This is a genomic window from Jiangella endophytica, from assembly GCF_003427025.1.
Lineage (GTDB): Bacteria > Actinomycetota > Actinomycetes > Jiangellales > Jiangellaceae > Jiangella > Jiangella endophytica.
Window position 1 is genome coordinate 731,327 of the sequence record NZ_QVAI01000001.1, and the last position, 23,023, is coordinate 754,349.

The window sequence follows — 23,023 nt, forward strand, 5'->3', positions numbered from 1 at the left end:
GGGGTGCTCCCGCTCTACCACCTATGCATACCTGGGGAAGCGGGAAGAGTCCTATGCCAGCGGCGACGTAGGCGAGTACTCGCTTCACCAGGAATGCATGCCTGGTGGAGCGATCACACGCCAACTTCACGTGATCATTCCAAGAGGGGTCAGAGGCGGCCGGTCGCCTTGAGCTCCAGGTAGGCGTCGGCGACGGCGGGCGGGAGGTCCGCCGGCGGCTGGTCGACGACGTGGGCGCCGCGGCGGGTGAGCAGTTCGGCCACCTGCGCGCGGGCGAGACGGTCGTGCTCGGCGGCGGCCGCGGTGTAGACGGCGTCGGAGTCGCCCCGGCCGGCCGCGAGCTCCGCCAGCCGCGGGTCGGCCACCGACGCCACCATGACGGTGTGCCGCCGGGTCAGCCGGCCCAGCACCGGCAGCAGCCCGAGCTCGACGGCGCTGGAGTCCAGCCCGGTGACGATGACGACCAGCGCGTGCTGCCCTGCCCGGGTCATGATCTCGGCCGTGAGCTGCCGGTAGTCGGTCTCCAGCAGCTCCGGCTCCAGCACGGCCAGCGCGCCGACCATGCGGCGCAGCACGTTCGTGGCGTCCAGCCGGGCGACGTCGGCGCGGACCTGCCGGTCGAACGCGAGCAGGTCGACGCGGTCGCCGGCGCGGGCGGCCAGCGTGCCGAGCAGCAGCGCGGTGTCGATGGCGGCGTCCAGCCGCGGCTCGTCGCCGACCCGGCCCGCGGACGTCCGGCCGGTGTCGAGGACGATCAGCACGTGCCGGTCGCGCTCGGGCCGCCAGGTCCGCACGACGACCCCGCCGTGCCGGGCGGTCGCGCGCCAGTCGATGGAGCGGACGTCGTCGCCGGGGACGTACTCGCGCAGCGAGTCGAACTCGGTGCCCTGACCGCGGACACGCACCGCCGACCGGCCGTCGATCTCGCGCAGCCGGGCCAACCGCGACGGCAGGTGCCGGCGGGCCTGGAACGGCGGCAGCACCCGCACGGTCCACGGGACGGCGTGCGAGCCCTGCCGCCCGGCCAGCCCGAGCGGGCCGAGGCTGCGGACCGTCACGCGGTCCGCGGTCCGGTCGCCGCGCCGGGTGGGCTGCAGCACCGTCTCGACCAGCCGCCGCTCACCGGCCGGGAGGTCGACGGCGACGCGGTCGGCGACGACGCCCGCGGACGGCGGCCAGGCGTCGCGCAGCAGGCCGCGGACCCGGCGTCGCCCGGCGTTGTGGACGCTCAGCCGCACCGTCGCCGTCATGCCCAGCCGTGCGTTGCGCTCGCCGTCGCGGGACAGCCGCAGCCCGCGCGGCGACCCGGCCAGCAGCACGTCGGTCAGCGCGAGCGCCAGCACGACGGCCGTCACGCCCAGCACGCCGGCCCACGACGGCGCCGCGGCCGCGACGACCACCGCGCCGATGGCCGCCAGCGCCGCGGCCCGCCCCGTCAGGACCATCAGCGCGGGACGGGGACCGTGGCCAGGACCGTCTCGAGCACGGAGTCGGCGGTGACGCCCTCCATCTCGGCCTCGGGCCGCAGGGTCAGCCGGTGCCGCAGCGTCGGACCGGCCAGCGCCTTCACGTCGTCGGGCGTCACGAACCCGCGGCCGGACAGCCAGGCCCAGGCGCGCGCCGTCTTGAGCAGCGCCGTCGCGCCGCGCGGCGACACGCCCAGCTGCACCGACGGCGACGAGCGGGTGGCCCGGCAGACGTCGACGACGTAGCCGAGCACGTCGGGCTCGACCCGGACGACCGCGACGGCGGCGCGCGCGGCCGCGAGGTCGCCGGGGTCGGCGACCGCCTGCACTCCGGCCGCCGCGAGGTCGCGCGGGTCGAATCCGTCGGCGTGCCGGCGCAGCACCGCGATCTCGTCGTCGCGTTCGGGCACCGTCACCGTCAGCTTGAGCAGGAAGCGGTCCAGCTGCGCCTCGGGCAGCGGGTAGGTGCCCTCGTACTCGACCGGGTTCTGGGTGGCGGCGACGAGGAACGGGTCGGGCAGCGCGCGCGGCCGGCCGTCGACGGAGACCTGCCGTTCCTCCATGGCCTCCAGCAGTGCCGCCTGCGTCTTCGGCGGCGTCCGGTTGATCTCGTCGGCGAGCAGCAGGTTCGTGAAGACCGGGCCCGCGACGAAGGAGAACTCCGCCGTGCGGGCGTCGTAGACGAGCGAGCCGGTGATGTCGCCGGGCATGAGGTCGGGGGTGAACTGCACCCGCTTCGTCTCGACCCGCAGCGTGGCCGCGAGCGTCCGGACCAGCAGCGTCTTCGCGACGCCGGGCACGCCTTCGAGGAGCACGTGGCCGCGGCACAGCAGGCCGATGATCAGGCCGCTGACGACGGCGTCCTGCCCGACGACGGCCTTCGCGACCTCCTGACGGGCGGCGGTGAGCGCAGCTCGCGCGTGCGCGCCGCCGTCGGCGGGCGCGGTGCCGTGCGGCGGTGGGGTCTGCTCGGTGGACGCGTCGGTCACGATGAACGGAGATCCTTTCCGGTGGGCGACGTGCCGGTGGCTCGGGGGACACCGGCATTCTCCAGGGCGTCGAGGTCGTCGGCCAGCCGCACCAGGGCGGCGTCGTCGGCCGGCGGCGGGCCGGTCAGCAGCGCGGCGATCTCCGCGGCCGGCCGGCGGGTGCGGTAGGCGAGCGTCGTGATCAGGGCGTCGACGGCGCCCGGCCCGGCCTCGCCGTCCGGCAGGTGCGCGGTCGCGGCCAGCCGGCGGATCGCGGCCGCGCGCAGCAGTTCGGCGGCGTGCTCGCGGGACCGGCCGCGGCGGTACAGCCGGGCCCGTCCCTCGGTGGTCTCGCTGGCCCGGACGACGACCGGCAGCGGCTCCGGCACCAGCCGGCCCAGCCGCCGGGCCCGCCACACCGCCGCGAGCAGCGCGGCGATCGCCAGCTGCCAGGCGCCGGCCCGGACCCATCCGGGCAGTTCGTCGGTGAACGCGCCCGGCGCGTCGGCGTCCTGCTCCGGGACCGGCCGGTACCAGACCAGCCGCTCCGACGCGCCGAGCAGCCCCAGGGCCAGCGCGGCGTTGCCGTCGTCGTCGAGGTACTCGTTGGTCAGCGGGTCGGCGGTGCCGAGCAGCACGACCTGGCCGCCGCTCTCGGTCGCCGTGACGGCCAGCGCCGGCTCGCCGTCGACGGGGTAGCAGGCGGCGCCCTCGGACCGGCTGACGTCGCCGGTGTAGCCGAGCCCGCCCAGCCGCGCCGACCCCGATCGTTCGGCGACCGGCAGGTCGCAGTGCGGGTCGGCCGAGCCCGGCGCGCCGACCAGGACCGCGGACAGCCCTGGCGCGTAGTCGGGCACCCGCAGCTCCGCGGCGACCAGCACCAACCGCGCGCCGGTGTCGACGAGGCGGTCGATCTGCGTCGGCGTCAGCAGGTCGGGGACCGTCACCAGGACGGTGTCGTCGGGACCCGCGGCCGCGACGGCATCGGCGTTGGTGCGCACCGGCGCGACGTCGACGCCCTGCTCGGTCAGCAGCCGCGCCAGCGCCCGCGCGCCCGGGTTGTCGACGCCCTCGGGATCGAGGTAGCCGCGGCTGGCCCGGCTCTGCACGACGCCCAAGATCACGGCCGTGAGCAGCAACAACACCACGATCGCGAGTGGACGGCGCCAGCGTCGCCAGTGGTCGGCGCCGGTGGGGTCGAGCGGCCGCGACTCAGGCGGCGCGGTGGTCGTGCTCACCGCGGCACCGCCAGGACCGGCCCGTCGCCGTTGTGCCGGGGCCGGGACCGGGGGCGGGCCAGGGCGACGGCGCGGTCGAGGTCGCGCAGCAGGCGGTCGTCGTCCTCGGTCGCCGCCACGCCGCCGTAGCGGACGCCGTCGAACAACCGGGCGCCGGTCTGCATGCCGCCGGCGGGCCGCTCGAGGTCGCCGAGGACGGCGGTCGCCTCGCGGGCCGCCTCGTCGGCGGTGCGGCCGGCCCGCGGGTCGAGGACGCCGCGTTCCTCCAGCCCGGCGACGACGGCCCGGAACCGCTCGACGACGGCGGTGGTCCAGTCGCCGCGGGCGGCGGCGTCGTCGGCCGCGGCGCGGTACTCGGTGGCGCTGCGTGGGCGGCCGGGCAGGACGGCGCCAGGACGGCCCGCGACGCGGCGGGCCAGCGGTCCGGCCCGCAGGATCACGAAGGCGGCGAACCCGACCGCGACGGCCGCGATGATGGCCAGCCCGAGCCGGCTGGACAGGGTGCCCGTGGCGGCGTCGAGGACGCGGTCGACCTGGTCGGCGATCCAGCGCAGCACCCGCGCGAAGACCGGGGTGTCGCGCTCGTAGGACGGCTGCGAGAGCTCCTGCCGGGCGAGGTCGCGGGCCTCGTCGCGGCCGAGGTCGACCGGGATCGACGCCGCGATCACGGCGAGCCCGGGGGCGCTCCGCTGCCGCCGCGGCCATGGAGGTCGACGCCGGCCGCGCGGGCCAGCTCGATGTCGAGGCCCTCGCGCCGGATGCGCCGGTCGATGTACAGCAGGGCCGTGGCCGCCGCGGCGAACGGGGCGGTGATGGTGGCCGAGATCATGCCGGCCAGCGTGTTCAGCACGTACCAGGTGACGGGGTCGTCGCCGGAGCCGGTGCCCAGCATCGACGGGACGCCGAACGGCACCGCCACGACCTGCCCGATGAGGAACGTGATGATCAGGATCAGCAGCAGGATCGCGAACACCCGCCACCACGACGTCCGCACCAGCGTGGCCGACCGCCGCAGCGACTCGACGACCCGGATCGGCCGGGCCGCGCCGCCGACCGTGGACGTCTCCAGCATCAGGGCCGGCGTCGACAGCGCGTAGCGCACGTACAGCCAGATCGTGACCGGGACCGCCGCCAGCCCGAGCAGTACCACCAGCACCGCCGCGGCCGTCCCGCCGATGACCGCCAGGCCGAGCGCCAGCAGCAGCACCACGAGCGCCGGGCTGAAGTAGATCAGGGTGTAGAGCAGGGTCAGCCCGAGCAGCCGCGGCAGCCGGCCCTTCGACTCGCGCCACGCCTGGCCGATGCTGAGGTCGCGGCCCAGCACCGCCTGCCCGACGACCACCGTCAGCACGCCGGTCAGGAACACCGTGGCGATGACGGTGACCAGCCAGCCGATCACCGCCGCCGGGAGGCTGCGGGCCAGCGAGTCGAGCGCATCGGCGTCGGACAGGCCGAGATCGGGCTCGGTGATGGCCTCGCCGAACACCCAGGCCAGGACGCCCGCCGAGACGAGTTGTGTGGCCACCGCGACGACGGCGGACAGGCCGAGCATGGCGGCGAGGTTGCGGCGGATGGTCGTGATGGCGCCGTCGAGGATCTCGGTGACCCCGAGCGGACGCAGCGGGATGACCCCCGGCTTCACGTCGGGCGCCTGCCAGGCCGAACCGGGTCCGGAAGACCAGGCGCCGTAGCCCTGGCCGCCGTAGCCCGGCTGCCCGGGGCGCGGCTCGCCGTAGCCGCCGGGCTGGGCGTGACCGGGGCCGTTCTGGCCTCCGGCGCCGGGTGGGCCGCTGTAGGTGGGCCCGCCGGGCGGGTTCCAGCCGCCCTGCTGACCTGCGGACGGCTGCTGCCAGCCCTGCTGGCCGCGGGACTGGTCCCAGCCGCTGCCCGGACCCCAGCCGCCGGTGTTCCAGCCGCCGTCCGGACCGCCCGGCGCGCTGTCGTCCGGCGTGGTGCCGTCCGGCGCGGTGCCGCCCGGCGTGGTGCCGTCCGGCGCGGTGCCGCCCGGAGCGCCGCCGGCCGGGCCTCCCGGCTGCTGCGGCGACCAGCCCGGATACGGCGGCGGCGTCGGCACGCCACCAGCCGCCTGCCCGGTCCCGGAAGCGGGCGCGTTGTCGTCGCGCGCCGCGTCGTCATCCGGCGGAGACGACCCCGCGATCCCGGACATCGGGCTCCCTTCTTCACGCCGACCGGCCGCTCCGGGCCGATCCGGCGCATGCTCCGCACGCCCCCTGGGCGTTGTGGCCTTCGCCGTCGCGCGCCCGCAACCCGCGGACACGCCGGTCTCGACTCAATCCTGTCACGTCCCGCGAGCACTGCTCAGACGCGCCACCGGCGCGTCTCCGCGGCACGCTGATGAGCGACTTTTTCACTCTGAGGCCCCTTCGGTGTCACGATATGGACATGAAAGGACGTGTGCTCATCGTCGATGACGACACCGCGTTGGCGGAGATGCTAGGGATCGTGCTGCGCGGTGAGGGGTACGAGCACGCCATCATCACGCGCGGCGACGACGTCCTGCCGGCGTTCCGTGAGTTCAAGCCCGACCTCGTGCTGCTCGATCTCATGCTCCCCGGCCGCGACGGCATCGACGTCTGCAAGGAGATCCGCGCCGAGTCCGGCGTGCCCATCGTCATGCTGACGGCCAAGAGCGACACCGTCGACATCGTCGTGGGCCTCGAGTCCGGCGCCGACGACTACGTCGTCAAGCCGTTCAAGCCCAAGGAGCTCGTCGCCCGTGTGCGCGCCCGGCTGCGCCGCACCGACGACCCCAAGCCCGAGACCCTGCAGGTCGGTGACGTCGTCATCGACGTCGCCGGTCACTCGGTCAAGCGCGACGGCCAGCCGATCTCGCTGACGCCGCTGGAGTTCGACCTGCTCGCCTGCCTGGCCCGCCGCCCGTGGCAGGTGTTCACCCGCGAAGAGCTGCTCGAGAAGGTGTGGGGCTACCGCCACGCCACCGACACTCGGCTGGTCAACGTGCACGTGCAGCGGCTGCGCTCGAAGATCGAGCACGACCCCGAACGACCCGAGATCGTCGTGACCGTCCGCGGTGTGGGGTACAAGGCCGGACCTGGGTGAGCGGATGATCGGTCCCGTCGGCGGGGACGGCGCGGGGGCGGCAGCGGCGGGCGCGGGCGCCGACGCGCTGTCGCGGTTCCTGCCGCGCCTGGTCCAGTGGTCGATGCGGCCGTGGCGGCTGGTCCGGGGCGCCTGGCGGCGCTCCATCCAGCTGCGGGTCATCACGGCGACGCTCGCGCTGTCGCTGGTCGTCGTCTCGCTGCTGGGCGTGACGCTGTCGCGGCAGATCACCGACGGGCTGCTGCAGGCGCACGCCGAGGCAGCCGTCGCCGACGCCGCCGCGGGCATCGACAGCGCCCAGCGCACGCTTGCGGTGTCCGACGCGCCGTCCGACGAGCTGCGCCAGACCATCACGCGCATCGTCGAGACGCTCGCCGCCAGCGGCAACACGTCGGCCGCGAGCGACCCGCTCTACGAGATCGTCGTGCTCGGCGGCGAGGGAGCGCGGACCTACCGCTCCGGCGTCAGCCCGATGAGCGTCCCCGGCCCCCTGCGCGACCAGGTCGCCGACGAGGAGCGGATCTTCCGCACCTACACCTCGATCCACTACCTCGACGGCCGCGAGGTGCCGGGGCTGGCGGTCGGCGGGCAGATCACCGACCCGTACGGCGGCGACTACGAGCTGTACTACCTGTTCCCGCTCACCGAGCAGCAGCAGACCATCGACCTCGTCCTGACGGCCCTGGCGACGGCGGGCGTGCTGCTGATCGTGCTGCTCTGCGCGCTGGCCTGGCTGGTCGCGCGGCAGGTCGTCACGCCCGTCCGGCTGGCGGCGCGCATCGCGGAGCGGTTCTCCGCCGGCAAGCTGGCCGAGCGCATGGCCGTCCGCGGCCGCGACGACCTCGCCCGGCTGGCCATGAGCTTCAACCAGATGGCGGCCAGCCTGCAGCACCAGATCGGCCAGCTCGAGGACCTGTCGCGCATGCAGCAGCAGTTCGTCTCCGACGTCTCGCACGAGCTGCGCACGCCGCTGACGACGGTGCGCATGGCCGCCGACGTGCTGTACGAGTCGCGCGGCCAGTTCGACCCCACCGCCGAGCGTTCCGTCGAGTTGTTGCAGGCCCAGCTGGACCGGTTCGAGGCGCTGCTCACCGACCTGCTCGAGATCAGCCGGTTCGACGCCGGCGCCGCCGCGCTGAACGCCGAGCGGTACGACGTCCGCGACGTCATCCACAAGGTGGTCGACGCCGCCACCCCGCTGGCCGTCGAGAAGGGCAGCGACCTGGTCGTCTCGGTCCCGGTCGAGCCGGCGATGGCCGAGATCGACGCGCGGCGCATCGAGCGCATCGTCCGCAACCTCGTCGTCAACGCCGTGGAGCACGGTGAGGGCCAGGAGGTCCGCATCACCGTCGCCGCCGACGACCACGCGGTCGCCGTCACCGTCCGCGACCACGGCGTCGGCCTGAAGCCGGGGGAGTCGTCGCTGGTCTTCCACCGGTTCTGGCGCGCCGACCCCGCCCGCGCGCGGACCACCGGCGGCACCGGCCTCGGGCTGTCCATCTCGCTGGAGGACGCGCGGCTGCACGGCGGGTGGCTGCAGGCGTGGGGCGAGCCCGGCGAGGGGTCGCAGTTCCGGCTCACGCTGCCGCGGCTGGCCGGCGACGACCTGCGATCGTCGCCGCTGGCGCTCGTGCCCGACGACATCGGCGACGGTGGTCTGATCGACGCCAGCGCCATCGGGGCGCCGTACCGCCGCCTGCTGCCGGCCGGCGCTGAGACCGACGACGCGTCCTCGCCGGTCTCGTCCGCGGCGCCGCCCGAGGTGACGCCGTCCGCGCCGGACGAGGACGTGGTGCGCCGTGCGTAGCCGGGTCCTCGCCGTCGCCGTGCTGGCGACCGCCGCCGTCGTCGCCGGGTGCAGCGAGATCCCGACGTCCGGCCCGGTCATCGACGCGGGCGCCGTCGGCCCGCAGCCTGACGAGCAGGGCCGCTACATCGAGGTCATCGAGGCGCCACCACGGCCGGGCATGACACCGAAGGAGATCGTCGACGGGTTCATCGAGGCGATGGCCTCCTACCAGCCCGGCTACGAGACCGCCCAGGAATACCTCACCGACGAGGCCGCCGCGTCGTGGGACCCGTACGCGCGGGTCGCCGTGCACTACGAGGCCAAGCCGGTGACCAACCAGCTCAGCGACAACGTCGTCCACGTCGAGACGACGCCGCGCGGCGAGATCGGCTCCGACGGCGCGTTCCGCGAGGACGTCCCGCCGTCGTCCCCGCCCGACTTCGACCTGCGGCTCGAGCAGGTCAACGGCGAGTGGCGCATCGCCAACCCGCCGCCGGGCATCCTCATCTCCGACTTCAGCCTCGAGCGCGAGTATCAGGCCCGCAACGTGTACTTCTTCGACCCGGGCTTCGAGGTGCTGGTCCCCGACGTCGTCTACCTGCCGCGCACCGCCAACGACGCGACGGCCACGCTGCTGGCCCGCAAGGTGCTCAGCGGCCCGACGGACTGGCTCGCGCCGGCCGTCGCCACGGCGTTCCGCCCCGAGGCCGAGCTCGGCCTCAACGGCGTCCCCGTCCGCGACGGCGTCGCGACCGTCGAGCTGAGCTCGGACGCCGCGCTGGCCGGGCCCGAGGAGCAGGAGCGCATGGTCGCGCAGCTGGCGTGGACCCTCGGCGTGCTGCCCGAGGTCGAGAAGGTCCGGGTGCTGGCCAACAACGTGCCGCTGCTCCAGGGCGACCCGCTCTCGCCGCACGATCCGCCGCTGAGCGCGTATGACCCCTCCGTCCTGCAGTCGGGCACGCCTCTGTACGCCATCGGCGAGACCGGCGTCGTGTCCGTGTCCGACGGTGAGCTGATCCCCGTCCCCGGACCGCTGGGTGAGCAGGCCGACGCGCGCGAGGTGGCCGTGAACCTGGCCGGCAACCGCGGCGTCGTCATCAGCGGCGACCACACGACCGTGCGGGTCGCCTCGTTCGGCGAGGACGAGCCGCTCGACGTCCTCTTCACCGGCGTCGATCTCACGTCGCCGGCCTGGGACCGCACCGGCCTCGTCTGGGCCGTCGACCACGGCGTCGACGGGCCCGGCATCGTCGTCACCCGCCCCGACGGCCAGCCCGTCGCCGTCACCGCGCCCGACCTCGCCGGCAGGGACGTCGAACGCCTCGCCGTCTCGCCCGACGGCACCCGGCTCGCGCTGGTCATCGGCGGCGAGGCCATGGTCGCCAACGTCATCCGCGACGCCGACAGCGACGCGTCGATCCGCATCGACCAACCGCGGCCGATCGGCCCCGCCGGCGTCGCCCGCGACGTCGCCTGGAGCTCGACCAGCCCGTCGTGGAGCGCCGCCGACACCGTCGTCGTCCTGCTGGAGACCGAGTCCAACACCGGCGACACGACGGTCGAGCCGTACAACGCCGCCCTGTCCGGCCAGGAGACCCTCCCGCGCGGCGGCCTCCCGGCCGGCGACGCGGTGCAGGTCGGCGCGGCAGCCGGGCTGCCCGTCGTCCTCGAGTCCGGCGACGGCGTGCTGTACGTGCAGCGGTCGAGCAACGCGTGGTCGGAGATCGGCCCCGCCCGCAGTCCGGCCTACCCGGGCTGACGGACCGGCGGCGGCCGGGTAGGCGGGCTCGCCTGGCCTGCGCGGCCCGCGTCGTCTGTCCAGCCAGGTGGACCCGTGCGGTCCGGTGGGCTGGTGCGACTCGGTGGGGGCTGTGCGGTTCGGTGGGGGCTGCGGTCCAGTGAGGGCTGCGGTCCGGTGGGGCTGTGCGGCCCGGCCGGACTTCGCCGGACCCTGTCGGACCCGTCGGGCATCATGGTTCCATGATCGTTTTCGCCGCCTCCACGAGCCGCATCGACCCGGCGCCGCCGGCCGGGCGGCGTGGGCTCGCCGGCCTGCGCCGCACCGTCGCGCGAGTCGGGCATGCGGCCGCCGACCTCGCCCTCGGCAGCGTCTGCGCCGGCTGTGGCGAGCATCCCGGCCTGCTCTGCCCGGCCTGCCGCGCCGCGCTGCTCGGGCCGGCGTCGTGCGTGCGGGCCGTCCCGGGCCGGCCCGATCTCCCCCTCGCGGGCGCCGCCACCTACGCCGGTTCCGTCCGCGCAGCGATCATCGAGCACAAAGAGCACGCCCGACTGCCGCTGGCCGCTCCCCTCGGCGACGCCCTCGCGGTCGCCGTCACGGCCCTCCTCGCCGCCGACGTCACCGCAGCTGCCGCCGCCGAGGTCGCTGCACTCGGCCCCGTCCGCCACGGCCCCGTCCGCCGCGGCGCCGCTCTGGGTCACACCGGGCTCGGCAGCGCCGGGCTTGGCGATCGCCCCGTGGTGCTGATCCCCGTCCCGTCGGCGCGGTCCGCGGTGCGCCGCCGCGGCCACGACCCCGTCCTCCGGTCGGCCCGCCGAGCCGCCGCCACCCTGCACCGTTCCGGTCAGCGAGCCACCGTCGTGGCCGGGTTGCGGCACCGGCACCGGGTGGCCGACCAAGCCGGTCTCGACCGGCGCGAACGCGAGCACAACCTGCAGGGCGCGCTCGTCGCCGCCAGAGCCGTCGCCGGGCGCAGCGACGGCTGCTGCGTGGTCGTCGTCGACGACATCGCGACCACCGGCGCCACGCTGCGCGAGAGCGCCCGGGCGCTCGAGGTCACGGGCGTGCGGCCATGCGGCGCGGCGGTCATCGCGGTGGTGTGACGCCCACCGCCGCTAGCAGAAATCAAGGGGTTCCATGTGTACGGCAGACGACGAACGGCTAACGTTTGTTCATGGCACCCATTGTCGATCCTCGACCCCACGAGGAGGGCCGGGTGCGAATCCCGGTGACGCGAGCGCATGGGTGCTGCTCGACCGTCTGTCCCCACGACGACCGGGAGGTTTCGAGTGGATATTGTCATCAAGGGCCGTCACACGACCGTGCCGGAGCGGTTCCGTAACCACGTCGCGGAGAAGCTCTCCAAACTCGACAAGATCGGCCACAAGGTCATCCGCGTGGACGTCGAGATCACGGCCGAGGCCAACCCTCGACAGACCGACCAATCCGAGCGGGTCGAACTGACCTTGCACTCGAAGGGCCCGGTCATCCGGGCCGAGGCGGCCGCCGCCGATCGGTACGCCGCGCTCGACCTCGCCACGGACAAGCTGGTCGGACGGCTGCGCAAGGCCGCCGACCGCCGTCGAGTCCACCGTGGCAGCCGCACGCCGATCTCGGTTGCCGCTGCCACCGCCGGTCTCGACAGCGTCGGTGCCATCCCCGCGCAGGCGACCCCCACCGCCCCCATGGCCAAGGCCGTCACCGCGGTCGAGGAACCGCCTGACGCCTACGCCGTCCCCGACTCCGGCCCCATGGTGGTCCGTGAGAAGACGCACCGGGCCGAGCCCATGACGCTCGACCAGGCGCTCTACGAGATGGAGCTCGTCGGCCACGACTTCTACCTGTACGTCGACGCCGACTCCAAGATGCCCAGCGTCGTCTACCGGCGCCGCGGCTACGACTACGGCGTCATCAGGCTCGACGTCTGACCTGTCCGCTCCACATCGGCACGCCCCTCGTCCGGGGGCGTGCCGATGATCGTTCCACGGGCCGCCCGACCCTGTCGGTGCCCGCTGATAGCTTCGCGAGATGGCTCGAGAGAAGCTGACGAACGCGGCGGCCCGGCGGGTGGCGCTCGCGGCCCAGGGGTTCGCCGACCCCCGGCCGCCGAGCCCCGACCGCCGCGCCATCCGCCGCGTGGTCGACCGCGTCGGCGTGGTGCAGATCGACTCCGTCAACGTGCTGTCGCGCTCGCACTACCTGCCGTTCTTCAGCCGGCTCGGCCCCTACCCGCGCGCCGAGCTCGACCGTGCCGCCAACAAGTCGCCGCGCATGCTGTTCGAGTACTGGGCGCACGAGGCGTCCATGCTCCCGGTCCGCACCCAGCCCTACCTGCGGGCCCGCATGGCCCGGGCCGACCAGCTCGCCTGGGGCGGCATCCGGCGCCTGGCCAGTGAGAAGCCCGAGTTCGTGGCCTGGGTGCTCGACGAGGTGAAGCGGCTCGGCCCGGTCACGGCCGGCGAGATCGAGCACGACGCCCCGCGCGAGAAGACGGACTGGGGCTGGAACTGGTCCGAGGTCAAGACGGCGCTCGAGTACCTGTTCTGGTCCGGCGAGGTCACGGCGGCCGGCCGCAACGGCTCGTTCGCCCGGCTCTACGACATCCCCGAACGGGTGCTGCACCGCGACGTCCTCGCGGCGCCCACGCCGACGCCCGAAGAGTCGTTCCGCGAGCTGGTCCGCATCGCCGCCCGCGCCCACGGCGTCGGGTCCGAGCAGTGCCTGCGCGACTACTTCCGCATCTCCGTCGCCGGCGCCAAGACGGCCATCGCCGAGCTCGTCGACGCCGGTGAGCTGCTGCCGGTCACCGTCGAGGGCTGGAAACGTCCCGCCTACCTCCACCGCGACGCCCGCGTCCCGCGCCGGGTCGACGCCCGGGCGCTGCTGAGCCCGTTCGACTCGCTCATCTGGGAACGGGCCCGCACCGAGGCGCTGTTCGGCTTCCGCTACCGGCTGGAGATCTACGTCCCGCCCGACAAACGCGTGCACGGCTACTACGTCCTGCCGTTCCTGCTCGGCGACGAACTCGTGGCCCGGGTCGACCTCAAGGCCGACCGGCAGGCAGGCGTGCTGCTGGTGCAGTCGGCGTGGGGAGAGCCCGGCTCACCGGCCGACACCCCCGACGAACTGGCCGACGAGCTGGTCTCGCTGGCCGGCTGGCTCGGCCTGTCCGGCGTCACGACCACCGGCCGCGGTGACCTCGCCGCTCCGGTGCAGGACGCGCTCGACCGCGCTGCCGCCTGACCCGGACGCGCGTGTCGGCCCAGCTCACCACCAGGCCTTCCGACGCCCCCGCCTCGCCAGCGGGCATCGTCCCTGTCCGCTTTCACACGGCCGGCCGATCCCAGCCGGATCGAACGCCGTTGCCGGATCCGCCAGGTCAGCCGACCCACGCCGCGGCGTTCCCGCCCGGGGCCGCGCGCGGGTCGGAACCGCAGGCCGCGGCCGCCGCCCGCAGCCGTGCGGCAGCGGAGCGCCCGGCCGAACCCGGTCGGATCTCACGCCTCGCCGGCACAGCAGCCGCCACATCGCGCCGTCGCTGCGTGGCCGGCGCCCTGCCCGAACCCCGCGGCTGCCGTTGACCCGTGGCCCCGCAGGTCAGGGCCGCGGGTCGTCCGAGAGCAGGTCGTACCAGTGCAGGTCGAGCACGACTCCGCCGCGAATGCGCTCGCCCGCCCGCTCCACGCCGAACGGCCGGAACCCGGCCCGCTCGATGACCTTCCGAGACGCGTCGTTGCCGGTCACGTGCGCGATCACCAGGCGCCGCAGGCCCAGCCCGCCGGCCGACGCGGGTGCGAACGCGTGCCGCACCATCAGCCCGACCGCCTCCGTCGCCACGCCGTGTCCTCGCGCGTCCGGGTGCACCCAGTACCCGATCTCGGCCCCGCCGTCGTGCGTCAGCAGCCCCATCAGCGAGAACGCGCCGATCGCCGGGCCACCCTCGGGCAGCGCCGCCGCCCAGTGGATGCCCCGTCCGGCGGCCGCCTCCTCCTCACGGTCGCGGATGTAGGCACGCGCGATCTCGCGCGTATACGGCGACGGCAGCCCGCCCAGCCAGTGCTGCGTGACGGGGTCGTTGCAGGCCTCGACGACGGCGGCGGCGTCGGACTCGGCGAACCGGCGCAGCGCCACCCGCGTACCGGCCAGCGTCGGAACGTCCAGCCACGGCAGCAGCGGGCGCATCGGCTCGCCGGCCGCCAGCGTCCCCACCCAGGTGTCGCGCCGGATACCGCGCTGGGCGATGCCGCCGCGGACCTTGCCCTCGATGCGGAACCCGCAGGCCCACGCCACCCGCCGCGACGCCCAGTTGCCGACGACGGCCCGCCAGTGCAGGTGCGTCAGCCCGGGCCCGACGTCGGCGAAGGCGTACTCGGCCACCAGCCGGACCGCCCGCGACACCAGCCGGTCGCCACGGGACTCGGGGGCCACCCAGTAGCCGATCTCGGCGGTGCCGTCGCCTCGCGACCGCAGCCCGATCATCCCGTGGACCCGCCGGTCCTCCGGCGAGCGGATGGCCCAGACCAGATCCTGTTCGGTCTCCCACCCGTGGCGGACGGAGTCTTCGACGAAGCTCTTCGCGTGCTCGTGGCTGTACGGCGACGGCAGCGTGGTCCAGCGCTGGATCTCGGGGTCCTGGCACAGCTCGGTGATGCGGTCGATGTCGGCGGCCACCGGCACCGCGAGCAGCAGGCGCTCTCCGCGGAGCTCGAACGGTTGCACGCCTTGCATCCTGCCCGCTGCCGCGCTTCGAGGTCGAGTCGTTATCTTTTCCGTGACCCGACGTACCATGGGTCGACGGAGCCTCTGTACCTCCCCGGAGCCACCGGGCGCGACCAACGCCCAAGCCCGCTGCATAGGAGTTGACCCGCGTGCCTGTTCTGCTCGACAAGATCCTCCGTGCCGGCGAAGGCAAGATCCTCAAGCGCCTCGAGGCGATCGTCAAACAGGTCAACAGCATCGAGGACGACTTCACGTCGATGTCCGACGACGAGCTTCGCGCCATGACCGACGAGTTCCGCACGCGCCTCGAGGCCGGCGAAGAGCTCGACGCGCTGCTGCCGGAGGCGTTCGCGACGGTGCGCGAGGCGGCTCGCCGGGTCATCGGCCAGCGGCCCTACGACGTCCAGGTCATGGGCGGCGCGGCGCTGCACCTCGGCAACATCGCCGAGATGAAGACCGGTGAGGGCAAGACGCTGGTGGCCACGCTGCCGTCGTACCTCAACGCGCTCACGGGCAGGGGCGTGCACGTCATCACGGTCAACGACTACCTGGCGCGCTATCACGCCGAGTGGATGGGCCGCATCCACCGCTTCCTCGGGCTCGAGGTGGGCGTCATCCTCAACGGCCTCACGCCGGCCCAGCGCCGCGAGGCCTACGGCGCCGACATCACGTACGGCACCAACAACGAGTTCGGCTTCGACTACCTGCGCGACAACATGGCGCAGCGGGTCGAGGACCAGGTGCAGCGCGGCCACCACTACGCCATCGTCGACGAGGTCGACTCCATCCTCATCGACGAGGCCCGCACGCCGCTCATCATCTCCGGCCCGGCCGACCAGCCGACCCGCTGGTACACCGAGTTCGCGAAGGTCGCCCAGCGGCTGCGCCGCGACACCGACTACGAGGTCGACGAGAAGAAGCGCACCGTGGGTGTGCTCGAGCCCGGCATCGAGCGGGTCGAGGACTGGCTCGGCATCGACAACCTCTACGAGAGCGCCAACACCCCGCTGATCCAGTTCCTCAACAACTCCATCAAGGCCAAGGAGCTGTACCGGCGCGACAAGGAGTACGTCATCAAGGACGGCGAGGTGCTCATCGTCGACGAGCACACCGGCCGCATCCTGGGTGGGCGCCGTTACAACGAGGGCATGCACCAGGCCATCGAGGCGAAGGAAGGGGTGGAGATCAAGCAGGAGAACCAGACTCTGGCGACCATCACCCTGCAGAACTTCTTCCGCCTCTACGAGAAGCTCTCCGGCATGACCGGTACGGCCATGACCGAGGCCAGCGAGTTCGACAAGATCTACAACCTCGGTGTGGTCCCGATCCCGCCGAACCGCCCGCTGGCCCGCATCGACCAGGACGACGAGATCTACCGCACCGAGGACGCCAAGTTCGACGCGGTGGTCGAGGACCTCGTCGAGCGGCACCAGAAGGGCCAGCCGGTCCTCGTCGGCACCACCAGCGTCGAGAAGTCCGAGCGGCTGTCGCAGTTGCTGCGCAAGCGCGGCGTCCCGCACGAGGTCCTCAACGCCAAGCAGCACGAGCGTGAGGCCGCCATCGTCGCGCAGGCCGGCCGGAAGGGCGCGGTGACCGTCGCCACCAACATGGCCGGTCGCGGTACCGACATCATGCTCGGCGGCAACCACGAGTTCATGGCGCAGGCCGAGCTGAAGCAGCGCGGGCTCGACCCCATCGAGAACCCCGAGGAGTACCAGGCCGCCGAGGCGGCGACCCTCGAGAAGCTCGAGGCGCAGGTCGCGGCCGAGCGCGACGAAGTCCGCTCGGCCGGAGGCCTGTACGTGCTGGGCACCGAGCGGCACGAGTCCCGTCGCATCGACAACCAGCTGCGCGGCCGGTCCGGCCGTCAGGGCGACCCGGGTGAGTCGCGCTTCTACCTCTCGCTGCAGGACGACCTCATGCGGTTGTTCAAGAGCGAGTGGGTCGAGATGATCATGCGGACGTTCAACCAGCCCGACGACGTCCCCATCTCGCACAAGCGCGTCAGCAACGCCGTCAAGAGCGCGCAGACGCAGCGCGAGGCGCAGAACTTCGAGATGCGCAAGGACGTCCTCAAGTACGACGACGTCCTCAACCGTCAGCGCCAGGTCATCTACGACGAGCGCGGCCGCGTCCTGCACGGCGAGGACCTCCACGAGCAGGTCACCGGCATGCTCGACGACGCCGTCACGGCCTACGTCCAGGGCGCCACGGCCGGCAACTACCCCGAGCACTGGGACATGGACCAGCTGTGGACGGCGCTCAAGACGCTGTACCCGGTCGGCGCCACCAGCGACGAGATCGAGCAGGAGGCCGGTGGCCGCAACGCGCTGACCCCGGTCGGCCTGTCCGAGCGGCTGGTCGACGACGCGCACGGTGCGCTCGAGCGTCGCGAGAGCGAGCTCGGCACCGAGGTCATGCGCGAGCTCGAGCGCCGGGTGATGCTGACGGTGCTCGACCGCAAGTGGCGCGAGCACCTGTACGAGATGGACTACCTGCGCGAGGGCATCGGCCTGCGGGCGTTCGCCCAGAAGCAGCCGCTGGTCGAGTACCAGCGCGAGGGCTTCGACCTGTTCGTCGCCATGATGGACGCCATCAAGGAAGAGTCCGTCGGCCTGGTGTTCAACCTCGAGGTCCAGGTGCAGGCCCCCGGCGACGGCGCGGCGCCCACGGCGCCCGGTGCGCCGGTGGTGCAGGCCAAGGGCCTCGGCGGGGCGCAGCGGCCGGCACAGCTGCAGTACACCGCCCCCACGGTCGACGGCGATGCCCGCGTGCAGCGGCAGGTCGAGCAGGTGCGTCCTGCGGCTCGCCAGGCTCAGGCTGCTGCCGGTGCCGGTGCCGGTGCCGGTTCCGCTGTGGCGTCCGGCGCCAACGGTGAGCGCGGCTCGCACGCCGCCGCTGCCGACGACGACGAGCTCGACTTCAGCAACGTGTCGCGCAACGCGCTGTGCCCGTGCGGCTCGGGGAAGAAGTTCAAGCGCTGCCACGGCGACCCGCGGCACGCCACGCAGAGTTCGGAGCAGTCGGCGAACTGACCGGATCGCCGGCGGGCCTTGGTGGCGACAGCCCCGGCCCGTCGGCGTCTCGCCGCCCAGCACGCTGTTCACGGCATGCCGTTCACGGCCGTGGGACGCTGCCGCCGCGGCCTGTTCGGCGATGGACCGCCCGTCGATCGGCAGTCCCGGCCCGCCGCCCGGCCGTCGTCGGCGACCTCGGCTCCGCGACACGCTGCCCCGCGGCCTCGGCCGACCGGCCGTTCGCCATGCGCGGCCCCGCCGCCCACCGCAGTCGCTAGCCAGTGATGCCGCGCGCCGGTCTGTTCGCTCGTCCGATGACGGTCGGTGCAGTGCCGTTGTCACGCCGTTGCCCACCCCGTCAGCTGTTGTTGGGGAGAACGTGTCCCGCATACGGCTTCCGTCCGCTATCGTCCATTGTGACGCTCGGTGATACCGGGTGTCACATTCCCCGGACGGCGGATGGGAGGAGCGGCCGCGATCGGCCGCGCAGCGCTCATGACACAGACCTCGACCACCCACCATCAGCGATCCCCTCGCTCCATCGCCAGAACGGCCGTCACGCTCTGCGTGGCGGCCGTCGTGCTGGTGGGGGCGGCCCTCGGCGCGGCGGCGGACGCGTCGGCAACGGAAACGGCGGAGGCGGCAGACACGCCGTCGGCCGTCATCACCCTGGGCGACTCGTACTCGTCCGGCCTGGGCGCCGGCGGTTATGTCGACGACTGCGACCGCACGCCGCAGGCCTGGAACAACCTGATCTTCGGTGGCGACGTCACCGACCGGACGCTGCTGGCCTGCTCCGGCGCCAGGATCGCGGAGGTGACGCAGCAGGTGCAGCAGCTGGCCACGATCCCCGGCGCCGGCGACCGGCTGATCACCGTCACCGTGGGCGGCAACGACGCGGGATTCGCCGACCAGCTGGTGAACTGCCTGGTGTCGTTCCTGTCGTGCACGCGCCGCGAGGCCGAGCTGACGACGTTGATCAACAGCCTGCACCAGCCGCTGGTCCAGCTCTACGACGCCGTGCAGGCGGCCGCGCCCGGCGACGAGGTGATCGTCGGCGGATACCCGATGCTCGTCCCCGACCCGGCCGTGCGCAGCGACTGCCCGGCGCTGACCGGCCTGCTGTCCGACTCCGAGCGGCAGATGATCCGCCGGCTCGGCGTCCTGCTCAACGACGTCATCGACAACGCGGCCGCCGAAGCCGGCGTCGAGTCGGCGTCGGACGAGGTCGCCAGCATCTTCGACGGTCACGAGGCGTGCGCCAACGCGGCCGGCGACTGGCTCTACGGGCTGAAGATCTCGTGGTCCGCCGACAACGAGCCGACGATCGCGAGCGCATCGCCGTACCAGCCGCAGTGGGACGTCGCGTCGTCGTTCGTTCGCGACTCCTTCCATCCGACGGTGAACGGCCAGGCGGGCTACGCGGACGCGTTCGAGGAGGCCTGGGCCGGCCGCTGAGCCCGGATCGCCTGCCGCCCCTGGGCGTCGCGCCGGTCGCCGCGACCGGCGCCGCGCTTGGGGCGGCGAGGCGGGCCGGGATCGACGACCTCGAAGGCGGTGCACAGCCACCGCCCGTCGTCGGCCTCGAGGCGCACGGCCACGGCCCGTACCACCGGCCCCAACTGCACGACGACGCTCGCCTCGGCCACTGACGCGGACACGCGGCAGACCCGGAGCGAACGGATCCGCGGCCGCACGGTGGGCGCGTCGTCCTGGGCGACCGCCTGGCGGTTCAGCTCGCGGTAGACCGGCTCGGCGGTCCATCGGACGAGCTGCTGCACCGGACGGCGGCCGTGCAGGCATTCCAGCGCCGACTGGGCCAGCCTGGCGGTCCACCGTCGCGGATCCGGCAGCTCGTCGGCGCTGGGACGGTGTCGTCGTTGCCTTGCCGCCGTGGCGGTCCGCCCGTCCGCCTCGGCGCCGACGGTTCCGGTCGGGTCGGCGCTGCCGGTCGGACCAGCTGGTCCGGACCGGCCTGCTGCGCCGGCAGTCGGGTCGACCGTGACCGGGGCGGCGGCAGACCTGCGCGACGGCGAGACGGGGGTGGTCGGCGCGCCGGCTGCCGAGGGTGACGATCCGGACGGTGTCTGGGCGCCAGCCGGCCGGCCTGGTTCCGAGGCGCGCGGCTCCGAGGCTCGCGGCGAGCCGGCGGCCGGCGTTGCGGTGTGTGCGGGTGCTGCGGCGCTGGCCGACGTGGCCGGTGCCGGCGCCGGGACATCGGCGGGCATGGTGGCGCTGAAACCCGCTGGGCCTCGGGCGGCTGGCGGTCCGGGAGCCGGAGCAGACGCCGTGGCGCGGGCCGGGGGTGGGCCGGACGAGGCGCCGGGCGAGGGAGCGGACGACTCGGGGCCGGGATAGCGCAGCCACAGGCTGTCCGCGACCGCCGGCCCGCCGATCGGCCGCAACCGATCCTCGAACGCGTCGGGTTCGAGATCGAGCGGCAGCGTGCCCTGGATGGGCGTCCCGGCGGCCGGCGGCCCGTCAGGCGCTCGCCGGTCGCCGTGGGGGAGCGCTATGCCGAGTTCGTCGTCGAAGGGCGGGTCGGTGACCGGCAGCGGCAACCGGCGTACCCGGCTCACGTACTGCCCCGGCGGCGCGGACGTGGCGGCGGTCATCGAGTCCTCCTGGTGAGTGGGTTCATCGGCGTCACGAGCATCGAAACCAGGGAGCACCGGGAGGGTCAACGGGGTCGCGGCAGCGGGCAGTTGCCCGCCGGTCCGGGCAAGTCGGGCAACCTCTGGCGGCCGTCGGATCGGCGAACGGGCAACCGTCGGAGGGCACCGGGCAATCACGGCTCTGTCACATTCCGACCATTGATGCGTGGCACGAACCACTCTGTTACAGCAGAATTAACGGATGGAGGCCAGACGTCATGCGCGACCGCGGCGGGGCCTGGTGCTCGGCGGCGGCGGTGTGCTGGGTGCGGCGTGGATGGTCGGCGCGCTGAGTGCCATCGAAGAGTCGACCGGTGCCGACCTCCGGTCTTTCGACTACATCCTCGGCACGTCGGCGGGCTCGGTGCTCGCCGCGCTGCTCGGAGCCGGCGTCGACGCCGAGCAGCTGCGTGACCACCAGCTCGGCAACCCGACCGCGGGCCCGCTGGCCGACCATACGTGGGACTACGAGACCGCCACCGGCGGCTCGCGCCCGCAGCTGCCCCGGTTCGGCGTCGGCTCGCCGGCGATGGTCCGGCGCAACGTCCGCCGGCTGCGCCGCATGCCGCCGACGGCCGTCCTGTCCGCGCTCATGCCGGTCGGCCGGGGCTCGCTCGACGGCGTCGGAGACCTGGTCGATGCGGTCACGGGGCCCAACGCCGGGTGGTCGCCGCATTCCGGGGTCTGGATCGTCGCCATGGACTACGAGACGGGCCGCCGGGTCCCGTTCGGCCGGGCGGGCGAGCCTCGCGCGTCGCTGCCGCAGGCGGTCATGGCGTCCTGCGCCATCCCCGGCTGGTTCGCGCCGGTGCTCATCAACGGGCACCGCTACGTCGACGGCGGCACGTGCTCCGCCACGTCGGTCGATCTGTTCGGCGGGCTCGGCCTCGACGAGGTCTACGTCGTCGCGCCGATGGTGTCGTTCGAGCTCGATCACCCGCGGGCGCTGCTGCCGCGGCTGGAACGACGCTGGCGGCGGCGCTGCACCCGCCGTTGCCTGCGTGAGGCGGAGAAGCTGCGTGCCGCGGGGACCGACGTCACGATCCTCGGTCCCGGCCCGGAGGACCTCGCCGCCATCGGCGCGAACGTCATGGACACCGGGCGGCGGATCGCCGTCCTGGAGACGTCCATGCGCACGTCAGGGGCGGCGCTCGCGCAGGGCCACTCCTGGGCCGACGCGGGCTGACGAACGGCAGGCGCCGTCGACGTCTGACCGGCTCCGTCAGCGTGCAGGCCCGTACGGCTGTCGCGCATACCATGGAGGCGCTACGCTTCGCAGCCGGTAGCTTCTACACCAATGACAATCCCACCGGTGCGGTCGTCAGGTGACAGCCATTCGGTGGAAGTCGGGCCAGTGGGACGAATGACAAGGCGGGTTCGGTGCAGAATCTTCTACGGTGGACGAGCACTCGAGCCGTGAAGGAGACGTTCGTCCCCGTTGCACGCGCACGAGTACCCGCACATGGGTGAGCCGAGAGATGAGAACACGAGGTGTCAAGCGTGATGGATGACCGGCTGTCGACCAGGCCGTACGTCGCACGAGCGGTGCGGCTGCTGTCCCAGCCCCGTCGGAGTCCGGCCGACGGCGCACTGGTCACCGCGGTAGCACTGCGGCTGGCCTCCCTCGACAGCGACAGCGAGACGGCCGAGCGGCTCGTCGCCGCGTCCGACCGGGTGATGGCCGGGGTCGCCGGCCTCATCGGGGAGCAGGCGCCGGCGTCGGACTGGAGCGACACCGCCGAGGCGCTGGCCCTGATGATCGCCGGTCGGCCGCTGCAGCGCGGTCACCTCATGGCGGCGCGGGCCACGCTCGGCACGGCCGACAAGGTCATCGACCTGTCCGACCGGCTGCGTCGCACCGCCGAGGAGCCCATCGACCGCGACGACCTCGGCCGCGCGCTGGCCATGGCCGTGACGGGCCCGGCCGAGCTCGCCGAGGCGCTGCTCGAGCGCGAGACGACCGACGCCGCGGCCGCACCGGCCGCTGAGGCCCCCGCGCCGCGTCAGCCGGGACGCCGGGCCGGCGCCGCGGAGCGCAACGTGTCGCTGCGCGCGCTCGACGGCGGCGTCCCCGGTCGTTGAAGGGGCGCTCCGCCTCGTCGTTGACGGCCGGGTCGCGGTGCTTCCGCGGTGATGGGTGATTTGACGGAATCGGCTCACTCCGGGCTGCGGTACTCCCGAAGACAGCCGGGCGACCCGTCGTCGGACACGCATGTCCGCCCGTCCCGTCCGCCGTTCCGCGGTGACGTGCGCCGCAGCGCACGCCCGCCGAGATCGCCGTCGCGTGCACGCTGCGGGCGCATGGTCCGCCGTCGCCCCGGCGACCGTTCGCCGACCCCACCCTGGCCGACGC

General features: G+C 73.7%; 17 protein-coding genes and 1 pseudogene. 11 read left to right on the forward strand and 7 right to left on the reverse strand.

Translation table 11 applies throughout. The features are described from left to right. Positions 1–149: 149 nt before the first annotated feature. From DZA62_RS03295 to DZA62_RS03315, 5 genes are read right to left on the reverse strand one after another with little or no spacing between them, the layout of a single operon-like run. The gene (locus DZA62_RS03295) at positions 150–1,445 is read right to left on the reverse strand and encodes a DUF58 domain-containing protein (protein WP_116947309.1); all 1,296 of its coding nucleotides are present in this window, start codon (positions 1,443–1,445) and stop codon (positions 150–152) included. Beyond that, on the reverse strand, positions 1,445–2,455 hold the full coding sequence (locus DZA62_RS03300) for an AAA family ATPase (RefSeq protein WP_232827232.1): 1,011 nt from the start codon (positions 2,453–2,455) through the stop codon (positions 1,445–1,447). The genes DZA62_RS03295 and DZA62_RS03300 overlap by 1 nt, the downstream gene beginning before the upstream one ends. Continuing rightward, positions 2,452–3,672, reverse strand: coding sequence for a DUF4350 domain-containing protein (locus tag DZA62_RS36710; protein ID WP_232827233.1), 1,221 nt, complete (start codon positions 3,670–3,672; stop codon positions 2,452–2,454). The genes DZA62_RS03300 and DZA62_RS36710 overlap by 4 nt, the downstream gene beginning before the upstream one ends. Next, positions 3,669–4,340 (reverse strand): DUF4129 domain-containing protein, encoded by a 672-nt coding sequence (locus tag DZA62_RS03310; RefSeq protein ID WP_116947310.1) that lies wholly within the window; start codon positions 4,338–4,340, stop codon positions 3,669–3,671. Before DZA62_RS03310 ends, DZA62_RS36710 begins: the two co-directional genes overlap by 4 nt. Beyond that, positions 4,337–5,839: a proline-rich domain-containing protein gene (locus DZA62_RS03315; RefSeq protein WP_116947311.1), complete on the reverse strand. Its 1,503-nt coding sequence runs from the start codon at positions 5,837–5,839 to the stop codon at positions 4,337–4,339. The genes DZA62_RS03310 and DZA62_RS03315 overlap by 4 nt, the downstream gene beginning before the upstream one ends. Before the next feature lie 236 nt (positions 5,840–6,075). On the opposite strand from DZA62_RS03315, the gene mtrA reads away from it, so the two are divergent. The 6 genes from mtrA (at position 6,076) to DZA62_RS03345 (ending at position 13,523) form a co-directional block, all read left to right on the forward strand. Continuing rightward, the gene (mtrA, locus tag DZA62_RS03320) at positions 6,076–6,753 is read left to right on the forward strand and encodes an MtrAB system response regulator MtrA (protein ID WP_046769651.1); all 678 of its coding nucleotides are present in this window, start codon (positions 6,076–6,078) and stop codon (positions 6,751–6,753) included. 4 nt (positions 6,754–6,757) lie between these two features. Further along, a complete protein-coding gene (gene mtrB, locus DZA62_RS03325) occupies positions 6,758–8,560 on the forward strand; it encodes an MtrAB system histidine kinase MtrB (RefSeq protein ID WP_198663361.1) in 1,803 nt (600 codons plus the stop codon). Continuing rightward, complete coding sequence (locus DZA62_RS03330) at positions 8,553–10,301, forward strand: LpqB family beta-propeller domain-containing protein (RefSeq protein WP_116947312.1); 1,749 nt, start codon at positions 8,553–8,555, stop codon at positions 10,299–10,301. The genes mtrB and DZA62_RS03330 overlap by 8 nt, the downstream gene beginning before the upstream one ends. 221 nt (positions 10,302–10,522) lie before the next feature. After that, positions 10,523–11,383, forward strand: a complete 861-nt coding sequence (locus tag DZA62_RS03335; protein WP_116947313.1) for a ComF family protein — start codon at positions 10,523–10,525, stop codon at positions 11,381–11,383. A gap of 186 nt (positions 11,384–11,569) precedes the next feature. Next, on the forward strand, positions 11,570–12,208 hold the full coding sequence (gene hpf / locus DZA62_RS03340; RefSeq protein ID WP_116947314.1) for a ribosome hibernation-promoting factor, HPF/YfiA family: 639 nt from the start codon (positions 11,570–11,572) through the stop codon (positions 12,206–12,208). A 100-nt stretch (positions 12,209–12,308) separates the two neighbouring features. After that, entirely contained in the window at positions 12,309–13,523 is a 1,215-nt protein-coding gene (locus tag DZA62_RS03345) for a winged helix-turn-helix domain-containing protein (protein WP_116947315.1), read from the forward strand. 354 nt (positions 13,524–13,877) lie between these two features. Here DZA62_RS03345 and DZA62_RS03350 read toward each other — a convergent pair whose 3' ends face one another. After that, on the reverse strand, positions 13,878–14,999 hold the full coding sequence (locus tag DZA62_RS03350) for a GNAT family N-acetyltransferase (RefSeq protein ID WP_198663362.1): 1,122 nt from the start codon (positions 14,997–14,999) through the stop codon (positions 13,878–13,880). Positions 15,000–15,148: 149 nt separating this feature from the next. Here DZA62_RS03350 and secA point away from each other — a divergent pair, with 149 nt between their 5' ends. Both secA and DZA62_RS03360 read left to right on the forward strand, forming a co-directional pair. After that, the gene (gene secA, locus DZA62_RS03355) at positions 15,149–18,034 is read left to right on the forward strand and encodes a preprotein translocase subunit SecA (RefSeq protein WP_116947317.1); all 2,886 of its coding nucleotides are present in this window, start codon (positions 15,149–15,151) and stop codon (positions 18,032–18,034) included. 477 nt (positions 18,035–18,511) lie between these two features. Next, positions 18,512–19,474 (forward strand): SGNH/GDSL hydrolase family protein, encoded by a 963-nt coding sequence (locus DZA62_RS03360; protein WP_157987436.1) that lies wholly within the window; start codon positions 18,512–18,514, stop codon positions 19,472–19,474. On the opposite strand, the gene DZA62_RS35480 is transcribed toward DZA62_RS03360, so the two are convergent. Beyond that, positions 19,435–20,631 carry an Rv3235 family protein gene (locus DZA62_RS35480; protein ID WP_157987437.1) on the reverse strand — a complete coding sequence of 399 codons (1,197 nt, stop codon included), beginning with the start codon at positions 20,629–20,631 and terminating at the stop codon, positions 19,435–19,437. The genes DZA62_RS03360 and DZA62_RS35480 overlap by 40 nt on opposite strands. Before the next feature lie 241 nt (positions 20,632–20,872). Between DZA62_RS35480 and DZA62_RS03370 the strand changes: the two genes are divergently transcribed. The 3 genes and pseudogenes from DZA62_RS03370 (at position 20,873) to DZA62_RS03380 (ending at position 22,752) form a co-directional block, all read left to right on the forward strand. After that, positions 20,873–21,856, forward strand: coding sequence for a patatin-like phospholipase family protein (locus tag DZA62_RS03370; RefSeq protein ID WP_116947320.1), 984 nt, complete (start codon positions 20,873–20,875; stop codon positions 21,854–21,856). Positions 21,857–21,879: 23 nt separating this feature from the next. Then, positions 21,880–22,140, forward strand: a pseudogene (locus DZA62_RS37475) (L-glutamate gamma-semialdehyde dehydrogenase); the annotation flags it as partial. A 33-nt stretch (positions 22,141–22,173) separates the two neighbouring features. After that, a complete protein-coding gene (locus DZA62_RS03380) occupies positions 22,174–22,752 on the forward strand; it encodes a hypothetical protein (RefSeq protein ID WP_116947321.1) in 579 nt (192 codons plus the stop codon). Positions 22,753–23,023 lie beyond the last annotated feature (271 nt).

Coding starts and splice junctions, on each gene's coding strand:
- DZA62_RS03295 (WP_116947309.1), bottom strand. CDS start 1,445: ATGGTCCTGACGGGGCGGGCCGCGGCGCTGGCGGCCATCGGCGCGGTG.
- DZA62_RS03315 (WP_116947311.1), bottom strand. CDS start 5,839: ATGTCCGGGATCGCGGGGTCGTCTCCGCCGGATGACGACGCGGCGCGC.
- mtrA (WP_046769651.1), top strand. CDS start 6,076: ATGAAAGGACGTGTGCTCATCGTCGATGACGACACCGCGTTGGCGGAG.
- mtrB (WP_198663361.1), top strand. CDS start 6,758: ATGATCGGTCCCGTCGGCGGGGACGGCGCGGGGGCGGCAGCGGCGGGC.
- DZA62_RS03335 (WP_116947313.1), top strand. CDS start 10,523: ATGATCGTTTTCGCCGCCTCCACGAGCCGCATCGACCCGGCGCCGCCG.
- DZA62_RS03345 (WP_116947315.1), top strand. CDS start 12,309: ATGGCTCGAGAGAAGCTGACGAACGCGGCGGCCCGGCGGGTGGCGCTC.
- DZA62_RS03360 (WP_157987436.1), top strand. CDS start 18,512: ATGACACAGACCTCGACCACCCACCATCAGCGATCCCCTCGCTCCATC.
- DZA62_RS35480 (WP_157987437.1), bottom strand. CDS start 20,631: ATGACCGCCGCCACGTCCGCGCCGCCGGGGCAGTACGTGAGCCGGGTA.
- DZA62_RS03370 (WP_116947320.1), top strand. CDS start 20,873: ATGGAGGCCAGACGTCATGCGCGACCGCGGCGGGGCCTGGTGCTCGGC.
- DZA62_RS03380 (WP_116947321.1), top strand. CDS start 22,174: ATGGATGACCGGCTGTCGACCAGGCCGTACGTCGCACGAGCGGTGCGG.